Raw genomic sequence first — 16,062 nt, 5'->3', positions numbered from 1 at the left:
TGCTTCTGTCAAACGCAGCGTTTGGCCTCGCTGCAAATCCATTCCATCGCAGGTCAAGGGGTGTCTCTACTCGCATCCCGACCTGTCATCCTCGCTTCGCCTGTCCTGTTACCCGGCCTTCCATAGGTCGCTCGCCGGCAGACCGTCGGGTATTTCCATGCTCTGTTGGTGCAGCCCAAGGCGGCGTGAGGGTCGCTTGAGGATCTACCCTGCCAGCAGCGAACGCCCGGTCATCGCCGGCGGCCGGGGAATCCCCAGGATCTCCAGCATGGTCGGAGCGATATCCTCCAGGGCCCCGCCTTCTCGAAGCCGCCTCTGCCGGTACTCATCTCCCACCAGGATGAAGGGCACGGGATTTGTGGTGTGGGCGGTATGCGGCTCCTCAGACTCCTCTTCGAGCATTTGCTCGGCATTCCCGTGGTCGGCGGTCACGAGGGCAATTCCTCCTTTATCGAGAATCCCCTGTACCACCCTTCCCAGACACTCATCCACCACTGCGATCGCCCGGACGGCCGCCTCCAGAACGCCCGTGTGCCCCACCATATCCGGGTTGGCGTAATTCAGGATGATCACGTCGTAAGCGCCCCCATTAATCTCCTTCAGGACCCTCTCCGTGACCTCGGGCGCGCTCATCTCCGGCTTCAGGTCATAGGTGGCGACCTTCGGCGAGGGGATCAGAACGCGCTCCTCTCCCGGGTTGGGCGCCTCTACACCCCCGTTAAAGAAAAAGGTGACATGGGCATACTTTTCCGTTTCGGCGATCCTGAGCTGCCTGAGTCCGTTCCCGGACAGGATTTCCCCCAGGGTGTTCTGCAGGGTTTGAGGGGGGAAGGCAACAGGGGCCGGGATGGTTACATCGTATTGGGTCATACAAACGAAGTGTACATCCGGATACCCTCCCTTCCGGACAAACCCCTCGAAGCGACGATCGGTGAAGGCGCGGGTGAGCTCCCGCGCCCTGTCGGCCCGGAAGTTATAAAAAATAACGGTATCCCCCCGCTGCACCGTTCCTTTGGGACGCCCGCTACCGTCGACAACCACTTTGGGAACGACGAACTCATCGGTAACTTCCTTTTCATAGGAGTCGCGGACGGCAGCGGCGGGCGAGGTCACGGGCTCCCCTTCACCGTAAACAACGGCGTTGAAGGCCTTCTCCACCCGCTCCCACCTCTTATCCCGGTCCATGGCGTAGTACCTGCCGCTGACGGTGGCGATTTCGCCGCAACCGATCTCCCGGCACTTCCTCTCCGCCTCTTCGATATAACCGGCACCGCTGGTGGGCAAGACATCCCGCCCGTCCAGGAAGGCGTGGATGTAAACCCGGGGCAGGCGGAAGCGCTTTGCCATCTCCAGAAGGGCATAGAGGTGAGCTAAGTGGCTGTGGACACCCCCGTCGGAAAGCAGTCCGCACAGGTGGAGTGAAGAGCCTTCTTCCTTCACCTTCTGCATGGCCTCAATGAGTACCGGATTGGAGAAGAACTCTCCCGTCCGGATCGCCTTGCTGATCCTGGTAATATCTTGATAAACCACTCTCCCGGCACCGATGTTGAGGTGCCCGACCTCCGAGTTGCCCATCTGGCCCTCGGGCAACCCCACCCGTTCACCGGAGGCTGCCAGCACGGTATAAGGATAGTTTTCCTGCAAGCGCTGGAAATTAGGAGTGCCGGCCAGGCGAATGGCATTCCCCCGCTCGTGGGGGGACAGACCCCAGCCGTCAAGAATGATCAGAGCAAGCGGGCCTTTCAATCATTGTTCCCCCTTAGATCGGCTGTAATGTCGATAATAGCCGTGAACTGTTCGATATCCAGGCTGGCCCCACCGACCAGCACCCCGTCAATTTCCTCCTCTTCCAGGAAGGCAGGCATGGAGTCAGGCTTGACGCTGCCGCCGTACAGGAAGCGCAGCCTCGCCGAGAATTCACGCCCGAAGAGACGGGCGGCCTCCTCCCTCAGGGCTCCGATGACCTCAGTGGCATCCGCCGGTGTTGCCGTCTTTCCGGTCCCGATCGCCCAGACCGGCTCGTAGGCAACGACGAGGGCATCGGGGACACTGATCTCCATTCCCTCAAGCACATCCTTAAACTGCCGGCGGCAGAAGTCAACGGCCTTTCCGGACCTGCGGGTAGCGAGGTTTTCACCCAGGCAAAAGATCGGACGCAAGCCGCAGGCCAGGGCAGCCCCCACCTTTTTCCTGATCTCCTCGTCCGTCTCCCGGAAATAACTGCGGCGCTCCGAGTGCCCCAGGATCACATAGCGGCAGCCCATCGCCTGCAGCATCGGTCCGGAGACCTCCCCCGTATAAGCCCCCTCGGGCTCCCAGTGCATGTTTTGGGCACCCCAGCCGATCTCGCTGCCGGCAAGCTTCGTGGCCACAGCTGCCAGGGCAGGAAAGGGCGGACAAATGATCACTTCCACCCCGCGCCCGGGGGCAACCCTTTGCCGCAGCAGCCTGGCGAAGTTCCCCGCCTCGGCGGGCGTTTTGTGCATCTTCCAGTTGCCCGCCACCAAAGGAATCCTTCTATTTTTCACAATAATTTCTCCTCTCTTCAGAAACCCTTCGCTTACTTTTCGGCGAGCACCGCCACACCCGGCAGCTCCCGCCCTTCGAGAAACTCCAGCGAAGCCCCCCCACCTGTCGAGGCGTGCGTGACTTTGTCGGCAAGGCCGAACTTCTCCAGAACGGCAAGGGAGTCCCCGCCCCCCACGACAGAGACAACATCCGACTCGGCCAGGGCGCGGGCCACCGCTTTACTCCCGCGGGCGAACTCATCCTTCTCGAACACCCCCATGGGGCCGTTCCAGAAGGCTGTCTTCGCCCTCTGAATCACCCCTGCGTACCGCTCCGCGGTGCGCGGGCCGATATCCAGCGCACGCCAGCCGGAAGGCACTGCATCAGAGTCAACGACCCGGAGGGAGCCGTTCCCGTCCGCAGGAGCGATGGCCAAGTCCTCTGGCAGCTCGACGCGAACCCCCCGCTGTCGGGCCTTCTGCATAAACTCCCGGGCAAAGTCCAGGTGTTCCCTGTCCACCAGAGAGTCACCCACGTCCCGGCCCTGGGCCAGCAGGAAGGTATTGGCCATTCCCCCACCGAAGAGGATGGTGTCCACCTTCTCGACCAGGTTGTTGAGAACACCGATCTTGTCCGTAACCTTCGCCCCTCCCAGCACAGCCACGAAGGGGTGGGCCGGATCGGTCAAAATGCTCCCCAGTGCCTTGACCTCCTTTTCCATCAAGAAGCCGGCGAAGGCGGGGAGAAAGGAGGCCACACCTGCCGTCGAGGCGTGCGCCCGGTGAGCGGTGCCGAAGGCATCATTGACGTAAATATCGGCCAGGGAGGCCAGTTTGCGGGCAAACTCCGGATCGTTCTTCTCCTCCTCCGGGTGGAAGCGCAGATTTTCCAGCAGCAGAACCCCCCCCGGCCGCAGGCCCTGCACCGCCTTCTCCACTTCCGGCCCTACACAGTCGTCCACCCTTTTGACTTCTTGACCCAAAAGCTCACCCAGCCTCTTGGCGACACCGGTCATTCTCAAGCCCTCAACCACCTTACCCTTGGGGCGTCCCAGGTGGCTCATCAGAATCACCCGTGCCCTGCGGTCGAGGAGATACCTGACCGTGGGAAGAGCAGCCTTAATTCTGGTATCATCGGTCACATTCCCCTGATCATCCAGGGGAACATTGAAGTCAACGCGCACCAGTACCCTTTTCTCGCCGACATCGATCTCCCTGATCGTTCTCAGCTTCAACTCTGCCATCCCGCCTTTCCGATCGATTTAAAGCCCCTTGCCGGCAATGTAACGAGCGCAGTCGACAACCCGGAGGGAATAGGCCCACTCATTGTCATACCAGGCAAACACCTTCACCAGTGTTCCGTCTATGACCATAGTGGAGGGGCCGTCCACAATTGCCGAATGGGGATCCCCGTTGTAATCCCGGGAAACCAAGGGAACATCAGAATAGCGCAGGATTCCCTTCAGCTTACCGCCGGCGGCGTCTTTAAAGGCCTGGTTGAGTCCATCCACCGTTGTGGGCTTTTCCAGTTCGGCCACCAGGTCCACCAGAGAAACATTGGGTACGGGCACCCGGATGGCGATCCCGGTCAGCTTCCCCTTCAGTTCGGGGAGCACCAGAGCAACGGCCTTCGCCGCCCCGGTAGTTGTGGGGATCATGGAAAGGGCGGCGGCACGCGCCCTGCGCAGGTCCTTGTGCGCCAGATCGAGTACCCGCTGGTCGTTGGTGTAGGCATGCGTTGTGGTCATCAGGCCGCGCTTTAAGCCGAATTTTTCGTGGATGACTTTGACAATAGGAGCCAGGCAGTTAGTGGTGCAGGAGGCATTGGAGATAATATGATGATTGGCCGGATCGTATTTATCCTCATTGACCCCCATGACGATGGTGATGTCCTCGTTCTTAGCCGGCGCAGTGATGATAACCTTTTTGGCCCCGGCCTCCAGGTGAGCGGAGGCGGTATCCCTGTCCCGGAATTTTCCGGTGGCTTCAACGACGATGCTCACCCCCAGCTCGCCCCAAGGCAGCTTTTTGGGATCCTTCTCGGAGAAGACCCGGATTGCCTTGCCGTTGATCTTAATCTCACCCTCACCGGCAGTTACTTCGCCCTGGAAGGTGCCGTGGACAGAATCGTATTTGAAAAGGTGGGCATTGGTTTCGGCATCGACGAGGTCGTTGAGGGCTACCACATCGATATCGGGACTGCCGGCTGCGGCGCGCAGCACCAGCCGCCCGATCCGTCCAAAACCGTTGATTCCTACTCTCACAGTCATAAATGATATCCTCCCTTCTATTCTCAAACAACAATCGACCCTCTCCAAGCGGCTGCCAGGAGAAATCCGGCACTAATAGTATGCGGTTTTCCCCCCTAATATATTGGACCTGCCGCAAATTCCGGCACTCTTGTGTGCCGGGAAATCATCCATAAAAATAAGCCTCAATCCCCATTTAATATATAACATTTCATTTAAAATTATATACTATTTAAATGGCAATGCAACCCAAGGGGGAGGAAAAAGGAGAGCAAAGCAAATCCTGAAAGAAAAGGGGAGGTAACCCGATGCAGCGTCGGTGCCGGTAACAGAGGGGCTGTCGGTTCCCGCATCAATAGTGAACTGAAAGACTTACAAAAGTGTGCCTGCAAGAACTGGCAAACCTGTTAACTCATGGAGCTTAAGCATTGAAAAAAGTGAAACGGACTTGCTGAAGGATTTACGCCCGCAGGGCTTCAGCAAACCTTACCCGGTGTTCACATGGTTACTGAAGTTTCTGTTGACCCAGATCACGAGAAAAAAAACGGCTTCATCCAGCCGTCTTCACTGCGTATTTATTGAAATCCTGAGGCGATTTACCGTTAATATTTTATCGATAGCGCTTCCGCTGCCGCACAGGGGGGATTCCGATCTCCTGCCGGTATTTCGCCACCGTGCGCCGCGCTATATTGATACCCTTGGCCTGCAGCAGCTCACAGAGCTGCTGGTCGCTGTACGGACGGCACGGATCCTCCCCTGCGATCAGTTCTTTCAAAACCTGCTTGATGCTCTCCGCCGCCACCATCTTACCGGCAAGGACGTTCTCCACCCCGCTGGTGAAGAAGAATTTCAGCTCAAAAAGCCCCTGGGGGGTCTGAATGTATTTATTGGCGATCGCCCTGCTGACGGTAGACTCATGCAGCCCGGCAGCATCTGCAATCTGCTTCAGGTTTAAGGGCTTGAGGTGTTTCACCCCTTTATCCAGAAACTCCTTCTGGAATTCCACGATACAGCTGACTACCCGGTAGAGCGTCAGCCGCCTCTGCTCAATGCTGCGTATCAGCCAGATGGCCGACTTCAGCTTGTTCTGAATAAACTGGGCCGTCCCCGGGTCGCACGATTCCTGCTGGTTCAACAGGCTCTGATAGGTTTTATTGATCATCAAGCGCGGGACGGAGATGTCGTTGACCAGGATTATATATTCGTCATCGAATTTCTCCACAACCACATCCGGGGCGATGTAGCGATTCTCCCCGGGCCGGGAAAAATTCCGTCCCGGTATCGGATCGAGGGTTTTAATCAGATCGGCCATGTGCTGCACGTCCTGAACCGGCAGATCCAGGGCCGCGGCGATCTTCAGCAGATTACCGTTGGCGAGGTCGCCTAAATAGAAGCGAACCAGCTTTTCCAAGGCGGGCGTTCGCCAGCCGCGCTGTTCAAGTTGAATCAAAAGGCATTCAGACAGGTCCCGGGCCCCCACGCCAGGCGGATCGAAGCTCTGAATAATCTTGAGAATGCGCTCGGTCTCCCGAACGGGATAACCGTATGTTCTTTCCACCTCTTCCAGGCTGATCTGCAGATAGCCGCGGTCGTTGATGTTGCCGATCAAAAACTCCCCTATCTTGAGATCACGGGGATCGGAAAGGGCAAGGCGCAGCTGCAGGTCCAGGTGCTCACTGAGAGTAGGCACCTGAGCCACGAAGTGCTCAAAATTATAGCGCTCACCTTCTTCCTCTGCCCAGGCGCGGTCAAAGGACCTGTCAACCTGGCCGCACTCCGAAAGGTATTCACACCATTCCCGCGTAAAATCATCTTTGAACTTCTCGGAAGACGCCACCCCCTCAGCATCAGCATCCTCGGTAACTTCAAGGAGAGGATTTTCCAGCATGGCGTTTTCCACGTATTGAGCGAGATCCACCGCCGAAAGCTGAAGCACAGTGATCGCCTGGCGCAATTCCGGTGTCATGATCAGTTTTTGGGTCTGCTCCAGGTTGATCCCATAACTCAAGCGCATTTCCGCACCCCCCGTTTTATTAACTAAGGAATTCTCCCCCGACCGGCCGGATTCCTGCCTTCTCATTAATAAGATATGCGGTTTGATAAACAAGAAAAAATTCAAAACCGCCCTTAACTCTCACCGCTGTCGGGAGCCCTCCGGTAGATCGGAATATCTCCACCCCCTCGCCGGGAGGGTTTTTGTCTGTTGAGATAGGAGGGAGAGGAGGTGATGATTCCCGCCGAAACAAGCAGCTTAAAGCCGTCTTCGACACTCATCTTCAGGATGCGGACATCACTCCTGGGCACCATGATAAACACTCCCTGGGTCGGGGGGGTTGTCGGAAGGTAAACGTTTAGAAGATCCTCAGCAACATTCTCCTTCACCTCGAAGGGGGCTTCTCCGGTTATAAACCCTAAAGAATAGATTCCCTTGCGGGGGTATTCCACCAGGACCACGTGCCGAAAGGCCGCCCGGCGTTGTGTGGTCAGCACCTCCATGACCTGCTTGACAGCTGTGTAGATGCTTTTGACGACCGGGAGGCGCTCAAAGAGCTGCTCCCCGATATTGAGGAACTTCCTTCCCACCACATTGGTTCCGATGACGCCGGCCAGGAAGATAAGAACCAGGATGATCAATAAACCCAGGCCGGGTATATAGCGGCCGGCAATTCTCTGAATGAGGCTGCGGAGCATTCCATCCACCAGGTTAAAGGCAAACACCAGAATATAAACTGTAATGATCACCGGCAGGAGCACGAGCACACCCGTCAGGAAATAACGGCGCAAAAACCTCCACACCATCGTCCAACCTCCAAAAGCAAAGCATTCGATTTAACGCTGCTGCCACTTTAGCGGTGAAAATGCGAAAATAAAAGACGGCCAGTCGTGGGCTAATTCAGCGGAGAGATCATGAACCGGGATTCCCCTGCCGCTTGCGCAGCTGTTCGGCGAAGCGCTGCATTTCCCTGAAGCGGTGGCTGACCCCGGATTTCCCCAAGGGAGGCATGAGCAGCCGGCCCAGCTCGGAGAGGCTCGCCTCCGGGTAACGCAGCCGAAGCAGAGCCAGTTCCCGCAGCTGCGGCCGCAGGGCACCGAGCCCTGCCAGGGCCTCGATCTCTTTGATCAGGGCCACCTGCTTCAGCCCCGTTTCCACCGTTTTCCCGAGGTTGGCGGTCTCACAGTTCACCAACCTGTTGATCTGATTCTTCATCTCTTTGAGGACACGGCAGTTTTCGAAATAGAGCACCGCCTGGTTGGCTCCGATCACCCGCAAAAACTCCACCACCTGTTCCGCATCCTTAAGGTAAATCCGGTAGGCCTCCTTGCGTTCCCCAATGCCCGACCTCAAACCGAATGCGGAGAGCGCAGCCGCCACATCCTCGACACCCTGCACAGTCTTCAGCACCAGTTCCAGGTGATAGGCCCGATTGGGGTCGCTGACAAAGCCGCAGCCAAGAAAGCAGCCCCTGAGAAATGCCCGCCGGCAGCAGTTTCTCTCAAAAACAGCGGGGTCCAGGCGGGGGAGGGGAATGTTCTCACCGCCGACAAACCCCAGCTGCGGCAGCAGAAGGCGTCCTTCTTCCTCCAGGGGTATGTGAACTGCGAACAACCGGTGGCGCCGCGGCCGGGCATAGCGCCGCACCGTGATCACCCCGCCCCATCCCAACGCCTTGACCAGCCTGAAGATGCGGCGGGCAACGGTAGAGGCTTCGGTGGTCAGGACCAGCTGCCTCTTTTCCTGTCCGAGCAGAATCGTCCCCGCAACCCGCGCCAGGGCCGCCAGCTCCGACCGTCGGCAGCAGTCGTTTCGCAATTCGAGGCGGGCTACCTCATCCTTGACCTGTGCCGAAAAAGACATCTTACCATCACCCTTTCCCCCGTCCTGAAAGATACGCCGCTCTTTATCAATAATTAATAGCTGCACCGCTCTAAAACTTCCGTCGGCCCCGCCCCGGTAACTCCTGTTTTCACCCACTCAAGACGGCTCCGGTCGCCGGATATCCGCTTGTGCCTTCCGCAACTGCGTTATCGCTCTCGGCTCGGCTGGCCTCTGCCGCCGGGGGGTATGTGCCCGCCTAAGAGCCTAAGAACGGCACGCCCCAGCTTCTCAGGGTCATGGCGCACCAGCTCCCTCTCGTCCAGCAGGTCTGCCTTCAGCACCCTCACCCCCATTTTCTCCAGCGCGCCGTAGTCGATTTTGACCGGTGCCGCTCCCTGGCGTGCGTATTTCTCCAGACTGGCCTGGGCAATTTTCTTCGTATTGACCAGCACGTAATCGATCCAGCCGTGCCCGACATGGTCGTAAATCGCCCGCAGGTGATCCGAAGCGGTATAGTTGGTGGTTTCACCGGGTTGGGTCATGATATTGCAGACGTAGCACTTTACAGCTTGGGACTGCTTGATGGCGGAGGCAATTCCCGGAACCAGCAGGCTGGACAAAACACTCGTAAAGAGGCTGCCCGGCCCGAGCAGGATCAGATCCGCCCGGTAGATGGCGTCAATGGCCTCCGGTACCGGCGAGCAGGACTCCGGCGTCAGGAAAACCCTCTTCAAAGGAGCTCCGGCCAGGGGCAGGGTGCTTTCGCCGCTGATCACGGTCCCGTCTGCCAGTTCGGCATGAAGGGTTACCTGGTGCAGGGTAGAGGGAAGCACCTGTCCGCGCACCTTCAAAACCCTGCTGGCCTCCCTGATCGCCGTTTGAAAGTCCCCTGTGATATCCGTCAAAGCGGTGAGCAGCAGATTGCCGAGGTTATGGCCGGTGAGCCCATCCCCCTGGGCAAAGCGGTAGTGAAAGAGTTTATCCATTAGGGTTTCCGTCTCCGCAAGGGCCACCAGGCAGTTTCTGATATCCCCCGGCGGCAGGATCCCGAATTCACCCCGCAGCCTCCCCGAACTCCCGCCGTCATCGGCTACAGTGACGATGGCGGTGATGTTTTCGGTGTACTTCTTTAATCCCCTGAGCAGCACGGGAAGTCCTGTACCTCCGCCCACCGCCACCACCCGGGGGCCGAGCCGGAGGAACTGCCGGCGGTAAAAACGATAAAGCAGAGTGTACAGACTGCTCAGCCTCACGGCTCTTCACCTGACCTTCCCCGTGAAAGGTCGCGGTGCTGAACCTGGATGGAGCAGCACTTCTTTAGCAGTTCGGCCAGCTTTTCTGCCACCGCCACCGACCTGTGTTGGCCGCCGGTGCATCCAACCGCAATCACGAGGTAGGTTTTGCCTTCTTTAATATAATAGGGCAGGAGAAACTTCAAGAGGTTATAAAAGCGGCGCAGGAAGGTGTTCGATACCGGATAAGAGAAGATGTATTGCACCACAGCCGGATCCAGCCCGGTTAACATCTTCAGTTCATCCACATAGTTGGGGTTGGGGAGAAAACGGATATCCATCACCAGGTCGGCATCCAGAGGGATTCCAAACTTGTAGCCGAAAGATACGATTTTAATCGTAAATCCAGGTCGGCCGTCACCGAAAATCTGGGTAAGGTTCTTCTTCAGATCGTGAACGGTCATCTCGGTGGTGTCGAGAACGATGTCGGCCGCACCGCGTATCTCCCGGAGGCGCTTCCTCTCAGCCCGGATAGCCTCCAGGACGGAGCCCTCCCCCTTGAAGGGGTGCTGTCTGCGGGTTTCCTTGTACCTTCTGACCAGTGCCGCATCGGACGCTTCCAGAAAGAGGAGCTCGTATTTAATCCCCTGTTCCGACAGCTTGCGCAGCTCCTCGCTCAGGGAATCGTAGAAAAGCGCTCCCCGGACATCCATCACCAGGGCAACCCGCTTCACCTTTCCCCCGGATTGCTGGCAGAGTTCGGTGATTTTGGGGATCAGCATCGGTGGCAGGTTGTCGATACAGAAAAAGCCCAGATCCTCCAGAATCCTGATTGCCTGGGTCTTGCCCGCACCGGAAAGCCCGGTAACGATCACCAGACGGATGGCATTCGGCTCTTCCATTGCCCCTCTCCCTCCCGTACCTGATCAACTACTGTACTCCGTGTGTACTCCGTGGCCAGTCAGCCATTACAGCTACCGGCCAGCCGCTCAAGGGCGAAAACCGCCGCTCCCAGGACACCCTCCCTGCCCTCCAGAGCGGCAGGGAGAATCTTCAGCGACCCCCGGTAGGGAGGATAGACGTGGCGATAGGCCTCTTCAACGGCGGGCTCCAGCAGGTAATTCCCCACACCGCGAGCAACCCCTCCGCCGACGATAAACACCGCCGGGTTAAGAAGGTTGGCAACACTGGCTATAGCAATCCCCAGGTAGCGTCCGGCCGACGCCAAAATCGACCTGGCCTCGGAGTCGCCTTCCCGGGCGGCCAGCCCGACTATCCGGGAATCGACGGCAGAGAGATCTCCACCAGCCAGTTCGAGCATCCTTCTACCGCTTCCGGATTTTATCAGTTCCTGGGCCTTTCTTTTAATGGCGCACCCAGAGGCAACTCCCTCCAGACAACCTCTGTTCCCGCAGGAACAAAAGGGGCCCTCCGGGTCAACAACCATGTGCCCGAACTCCCCGGCACCGCCGTAAGCGCCGTTATAAAGCCTGCCGCCCAGAACCAATCCGCTCCCGACCCCCGTGCTGACGGTGATATAAACCAGATCCTTAAACCCCCGCCCCGCACCGTAGCGGTGCTCCCCCAGAGCAGCCAGGTTGGCGTCGTTCTCCAGCCAGACGGGCAACCCCAGAGCATCTTCCAGTTCCCTTTTTAAATCCACGTTCCGCCATTTCAAATTCGGTGCAAAGAGGATCCGCTCCGTGCCCGGTTCCAGGTAAGCGGGCACGGCCAACCCCGCTCCACAGGTGTCCCTGCCTGCGGCAACCGCCGCCATCCCCGCCAGGATGCGGTCGGCAACCCCTTTGAAACCCAGACAGGCCTCTGTAAGGCGGACATCCTCCGCGACAATCTCTCCTCCCGGAGTCACCAGCGCCGAACGGATCTTGGTTCCCCCCAGGTCCACCGCCAAGACATTGCTCATCTTTGTTCTCCTATCGGCTTATTCCTTGATTCCAAAGATGCGGCTCCCTTCCCGGTACCTCTCCAATCCCTTCCGGTATTCTTCTTCCCGGTGCCGGTAATCTTTCCTGCCCATCAGGGCATAGGTGATGTGTTTACCCTCCTCAACCCCGGGCTGATCATAAGGGTTAACATTATAAAGCTGCGCCATAAAAACGGTGAGCGCTTCGTAGAAGTAGAAGAGAGCGCCCAGGGCCGGAGCGCTGACATCCCGCAGGGTAATCCTGTAGCAGGGATGCCCTGAATTCACCAGGCTCATCTCTGTGGCCAGCTGCTCGATCTGAAGCTGTTCCTGCATGGTATGTCCCTCAAAATAAGAATATTCGAGCTCTTCCGGGAAAACACCTGCCAGTCTGAGGTCGCGCTGTGCCCGCTCCACTCCGACAAAACCGAAAACCTTATCGTCGGGCCCCTCTTTGAAGAGCTGCAACAAAGAGTGCTGGTCTGTTGCCCCTGTGCAGGCCAGAGGTGTCGTTCCCGCCTTCACCACTTCTCCGGTTAGGGAAAGCCTCTTGCCTAGACTCTCTCCCCAAAGCTGCATGAACCAGAGCCCGAACTCGACCAGCAGGCTGCTGTAATGGAAAAGCACATGAATACTCTTCCCGCGCCGGCTCAATTGCAGAAGACAGGCGCCCAACAGAAAGAGCGGGTTTTCCGCAGGAGGTGCCTCAACTGCCGCTCTGTGCACCGCCTCGGCTCCCTTCAACAGTTCCCTGCAGTCGATCCCGGCCAGCTCCGCAGGGAGGAACCCTACAGAGGACATCACCGAATATCTTCCCTGAAGGGCCGGTGGGAAGCGGAGCAGGTGGCAGTTCAGCTTGCGGGCGAGGTGATTGATGCCGTTGTCCCCCGGGTCGCAGATGATGACGATGTCCCTGTCATCACCACCGGCTTCCCTGTACCTTTGATAAAAATAGATAAAGTTTGCCGCCGTCTCCGGGGTAGCCCCGGACTTGCTGGTGTAGACTAGAGCGGTCTCGCCGAAATCGAGGATGCGCCCCAGCTGTGCAGCAACTGCCGGATCGATGTTATCCAGGACAAAAAGGCGCGGCCGATCCTCCAGGATGTTGTAAGGCCCCCTTAAAAACTGGAGAATGGCCTTCGTTCCCAGAGCGGAACCGCCTATCCCCAGCAGCAGAACGTTCTCGTACTTCCCCCGCAGTTCCGCAGCGATGCCTTTGATCCTGGCGATATCCTCTTCTTCCAGGAAGGAAAGGGTAATAGGAGAGCGTCTCTCTCTCAAATCGACCTGAAACTCCCGAAACACCGTACCGTACCCGGCAATCAGGGAGTCCAGCTCCGCCGCGGAAAGGAAGTGGTCACTCCCCCCCTCAGCCAGCAAATGGCCGACATCAACCTTAATCAGATCCTCCATCCGCCACACCCTTTTTTTCTTTCATTTTATCGCAAATCGCTCTTCCCTATGCCTTTTTCCCCGTCCCCGGCGATCCGCACAAAGGAGGTGTCCCCTTTGAGGACGTATTTTAACAGTGCCTCGGCAACGCCGTCGTCGTTGTTGGAAGCCGTAATATATCGGGCACGAGCGCGCACTTCGGGGTAAGCGTTGGCGACGGCGACACCGATCCCGGCAAAATCCAGCATCTCCAGGTCATTATAGCTGTCCCCGAAGGCCATCACCTCTTCCCGGCTTACCCCCAACCTCTGCGCCAGTTTCTTTAAGGCCGCACCCTTGGTGGCCTGTGGGTGATTAACCTCCAGGTAAGTGGGCTTGGACTTGGCCAGGTAGACGTCCTGCCCCACCCCCTCAAAAAGCTCCCGCAGCTTTGCCGCATGCTCTTGAAGCTTCTCCTCCTCGTCGATAAGCAGCATCTTGTAGGGAAGGCCGGTTTCCAGAAGCTCCTCCAGGTCATCCACTTTCGTAAAGGGCACCCCTGCGTGCCGCTCATAGTGTTCACCTAAGGATGTGATCCTTTCGACGTAGAGCTTATCCTGAAGATAAGAGTTGATGTGGATGTTGTTCCGGCGCCCGTAATGAATAACCAGGCGCGCCACCTCTTCAGGCAGGCTGCACTCGTAAACGACCTCTCCGGAGAAGGCGTTTTTCACCAGAGCGCCCTGGTAGGTTATCAGGGGCATCTCGAAATTCAACTGCCTGGCATAGGGCAGGGCCGAAGGGAACATTCTTCCCGTTGCCAGGGTAACGACAACGCCCCTCTCCCGTACCTCTCGCAGGACACTCAGCGATCGCCTGGAGATGGTCAGGTCATCCCGCAGGAGGGTGTCATCCAGATCGACGGCCACCAGTTTTATCTCACCCATCGGCAATCCTCCGTAACTCCATTATCGGTTGTTTCACCGGATCCCTTATCTTAACGGGCAGCAGTAACACCCGAACAACGGCCTCTGCCCTGAAAATAGACCGCATACCCTGCCGGTCTACCGCTCGACTCCCGTTTTCAGGCCGGACAGGACGACGGTGCCGCCTCCGGCGGCATGGTGGTCTATTGAGCCTCCGGTTGGTGCAGGAATTCGTACAAGGCCTCGGCGGCCTTCCTGTTCATCCCCGGCACCTCAGCCAGCTCCTCAAGGGTCGCCTCCCGCATCCGGGCGAGGGAGCCAAAGCGCCGGATCAGGGCATCCTGCCTCTTCTTCCCGATCCCCGCCACCTGCTCCAGGAGCGAGGCCTTAACCTTACGCCTGCTCAGCCGCTCGCGGTAGCTATTGGCAAACCTGTGCGCCTCATCGCGCGCCTGCTGGAGAAGGTGGAGACCCTGGTGGTTCCGGGGAAGGAGGACAGGGCTCTGGTACCCGGGCAGGTAGATCCCCTCCTCCTCCTTGGCCAGGGAAACTACCGACACGCCGGGAGAGCCGCTGTCCCGCAGCGCCTCCAATGCAGCGTTGAGCTGCCCCCTGCCCCCGTCGATCACCAGCAGGTCCGGCAGGCCGTCTTTACCGGCATTTTTAACCCGGCGCAGAACCACTTCCCGCACTGCGGCGTAATCATCACCCTCTTTTGATGCCTTGAGCCGATAGCGCCTGTACCCCTGCTTGTCGGGCTGACCGTCGCTGAAGCAGACAAGCGACCCCACCGCTTCCTTCCCCCCGAAGTGGGAGATGTCGATGCACTCCAGCCTCCTGGGAGGGCGGTTGAGATGGAGAGCCTCCTGGAGGGCGAGCACCAGTGCCCTCCCTTTCTCCTTGCTTTTCAGGGAGCAGCGGTAGCGCTGCTCGGCTTTGAGGGCGGCGTTCTCCAGGGCCAGTTCCACCAGATCCTTCCCCCTTCCGCGCCTGGGGAAGCGGATCTCCACCTTGCTTCCCCGTTTTTCACCCAGCCAACCGGCCAGGAGTTCTCCTTCCGGGAACGGCGAACTGACAAGCACGTCCTTGGGGATCTCCCTCCCCTCCTGATAGTATCTTTTGATGAAGGAAGCCAGAACCTCCCCGGGGGGGAGCCCCTCGGCTCCGGTAACGAAGTAGTGCTCCTGGGACACCACCTTCCCCCCCCGGGCACGAAGGACGACCACACATACCTCCTCTAAGTAGGCACCAACCGCCAGGATGTCCTGATCTGGGCCGGTTGCCCGGGCCACCCTCTGCTGCTCCCGGAACTTGTTAACGGCCTCCAGACGGTTCCGGTAGCGGGCGGCCTCTTCGAAGTCGAGCCGCTCCGCCGCCTCCTTCATCTGCTGGCGCAGGCGCTTTTCGACCTCATGGGTCCTCCCCTCCAGGAAGAGCACCAGCTGCTCGATCATATCCCCGTACTTCTCGGGAGAAACGCCGCCGGTGCAGGGAGCAAGGCACTGTCCGATCTGACCGTAGAGGCAGGGCCTGCTGCGCGGCGCCGGCCTGCGGTCGGGGCAGGACCTGAAGGGAAAGAGCCGGCGCAGGGAGTTGAGGGTCTCCTTAACCGCCCCTACGTCGGGGTAGGGCCCGAAGTAACGCGACCCGTCCTGAACCAGGCTGCGGGTCTTCATCACCCTGGGAAATTCCTCAGCAGTCACCCGGATGTAAGGGTAAGATTTGTCATCCTTGAGATCGATGTTGTACTTGGGGCGGTACCTCTTGATCAGGTTGCACTCCAGGACCAGTGCCTCCGCCTCGGTGTCGGTAACTATATACTCCAGGCGCTCCGCCTCCTCCATCATGCGCCTGATCCGCTCGGGAATCCCCCGTGCCTGGAAGTAGGACCGCAGGCGGTTGGGGAGAGAAACCGCTTTCCCTACATAAATGGGCCTTCCCCCCCGGTTTCGGAAGATGTAGACACCCGGCCTGTCGGGAAGGTGATCCAGTTCCTTTTTGAGCTCTGCGTTGATATCCAGCGAGGCATCCACGGC

Annotated in this window: 13 protein-coding genes; all 13 read right to left on the bottom strand. The window is 58.5% G+C overall.

All coding sequences use genetic code 11. The annotated features are described in order from the left end of the window. Positions 1-204 precede the first annotated feature (204 nt). The 13 genes from gpmI to uvrC all read right to left on the bottom strand — a co-directional run bounded on the left by gpmI (position 205) and on the right by uvrC (position 16,059). Complete coding sequence (gene gpmI / locus TPH_RS03425; protein WP_015049828.1) at positions 205-1,746, bottom strand: 2,3-bisphosphoglycerate-independent phosphoglycerate mutase; 1,542 nt, start codon at positions 1,744-1,746, stop codon at positions 205-207. Further along, positions 1,743-2,528, bottom strand: a complete 786-nt coding sequence (gene tpiA / locus TPH_RS03420; RefSeq protein ID WP_330216582.1) for a triose-phosphate isomerase — start codon at positions 2,526-2,528, stop codon at positions 1,743-1,745. The genes gpmI and tpiA overlap by 4 nt, the downstream gene beginning before the upstream one ends. A gap of 32 nt (positions 2,529-2,560) precedes the next feature. After that, positions 2,561-3,751, bottom strand: a complete 1,191-nt coding sequence (locus TPH_RS03415) for a phosphoglycerate kinase (RefSeq protein ID WP_028991098.1) — start codon at positions 3,749-3,751, stop codon at positions 2,561-2,563. Between the two features lie 18 nt (positions 3,752-3,769). Next, positions 3,770-4,777: a type I glyceraldehyde-3-phosphate dehydrogenase gene (gap, locus tag TPH_RS03410; RefSeq protein ID WP_015049825.1), complete on the bottom strand. Its 1,008-nt coding sequence runs from the start codon at positions 4,775-4,777 to the stop codon at positions 3,770-3,772. A gap of 589 nt (positions 4,778-5,366) precedes the next feature. Beyond that, positions 5,367-6,770, bottom strand: a complete 1,404-nt coding sequence (rpoN, locus tag TPH_RS03405; RefSeq protein WP_015049824.1) for an RNA polymerase factor sigma-54 — start codon at positions 6,768-6,770, stop codon at positions 5,367-5,369. A gap of 113 nt (positions 6,771-6,883) precedes the next feature. Beyond that, positions 6,884-7,555: a DUF502 domain-containing protein gene (locus TPH_RS03400; RefSeq protein WP_015049823.1), complete on the bottom strand. Its 672-nt coding sequence runs from the start codon at positions 7,553-7,555 to the stop codon at positions 6,884-6,886. Positions 7,556-7,661: 106 nt separating this feature from the next. Continuing rightward, positions 7,662-8,729, bottom strand: coding sequence for a DNA-binding protein WhiA (gene whiA / locus TPH_RS03395; RefSeq protein ID WP_015049822.1), 1,068 nt, complete (start codon positions 8,727-8,729; stop codon positions 7,662-7,664). A 50-nt stretch (positions 8,730-8,779) separates the two neighbouring features. Next, positions 8,780-9,820 (bottom strand): gluconeogenesis factor YvcK family protein, encoded by a 1,041-nt coding sequence (locus tag TPH_RS03390; RefSeq protein WP_428837359.1) that lies wholly within the window; start codon positions 9,818-9,820, stop codon positions 8,780-8,782. 2 nt (positions 9,821-9,822) lie between these two features. Beyond that, positions 9,823-10,707, bottom strand: a complete 885-nt coding sequence (rapZ, locus tag TPH_RS03385; protein ID WP_015049820.1) for an RNase adapter RapZ — start codon at positions 10,705-10,707, stop codon at positions 9,823-9,825. Between the two features lie 59 nt (positions 10,708-10,766). Then, positions 10,767-11,729: an ROK family protein gene (locus tag TPH_RS03380; RefSeq protein WP_015049819.1), complete on the bottom strand. Its 963-nt coding sequence runs from the start codon at positions 11,727-11,729 to the stop codon at positions 10,767-10,769. Between the two features lie 18 nt (positions 11,730-11,747). Next, positions 11,748-13,142 (bottom strand): hypothetical protein, encoded by a 1,395-nt coding sequence (locus tag TPH_RS03375; protein WP_015049818.1) that lies wholly within the window; start codon positions 13,140-13,142, stop codon positions 11,748-11,750. Between the two features lie 26 nt (positions 13,143-13,168). Beyond that, the gene (locus TPH_RS03370; RefSeq protein WP_015049817.1) at positions 13,169-14,047 is read right to left on the bottom strand and encodes a Cof-type HAD-IIB family hydrolase; all 879 of its coding nucleotides are present in this window, start codon (positions 14,045-14,047) and stop codon (positions 13,169-13,171) included. Positions 14,048-14,229: 182 nt separating this feature from the next. Further along, positions 14,230-16,059 (bottom strand): excinuclease ABC subunit UvrC, encoded by a 1,830-nt coding sequence (uvrC, locus tag TPH_RS03365; RefSeq protein WP_015049816.1) that lies wholly within the window; start codon positions 16,057-16,059, stop codon positions 14,230-14,232. Positions 16,060-16,062: the final 3 nt, after the last annotated feature.

Source organism: Thermacetogenium phaeum DSM 12270, assembly GCF_000305935.1.
GTDB classification, from domain to species: domain Bacteria; phylum Bacillota; class DSM-12270; order Thermacetogeniales; family Thermacetogeniaceae; genus Thermacetogenium; species Thermacetogenium phaeum.
The sequence above is the reverse complement of the archived record's forward strand: the minus strand, read 5'-3'. Positions and strand labels throughout refer to the sequence as shown.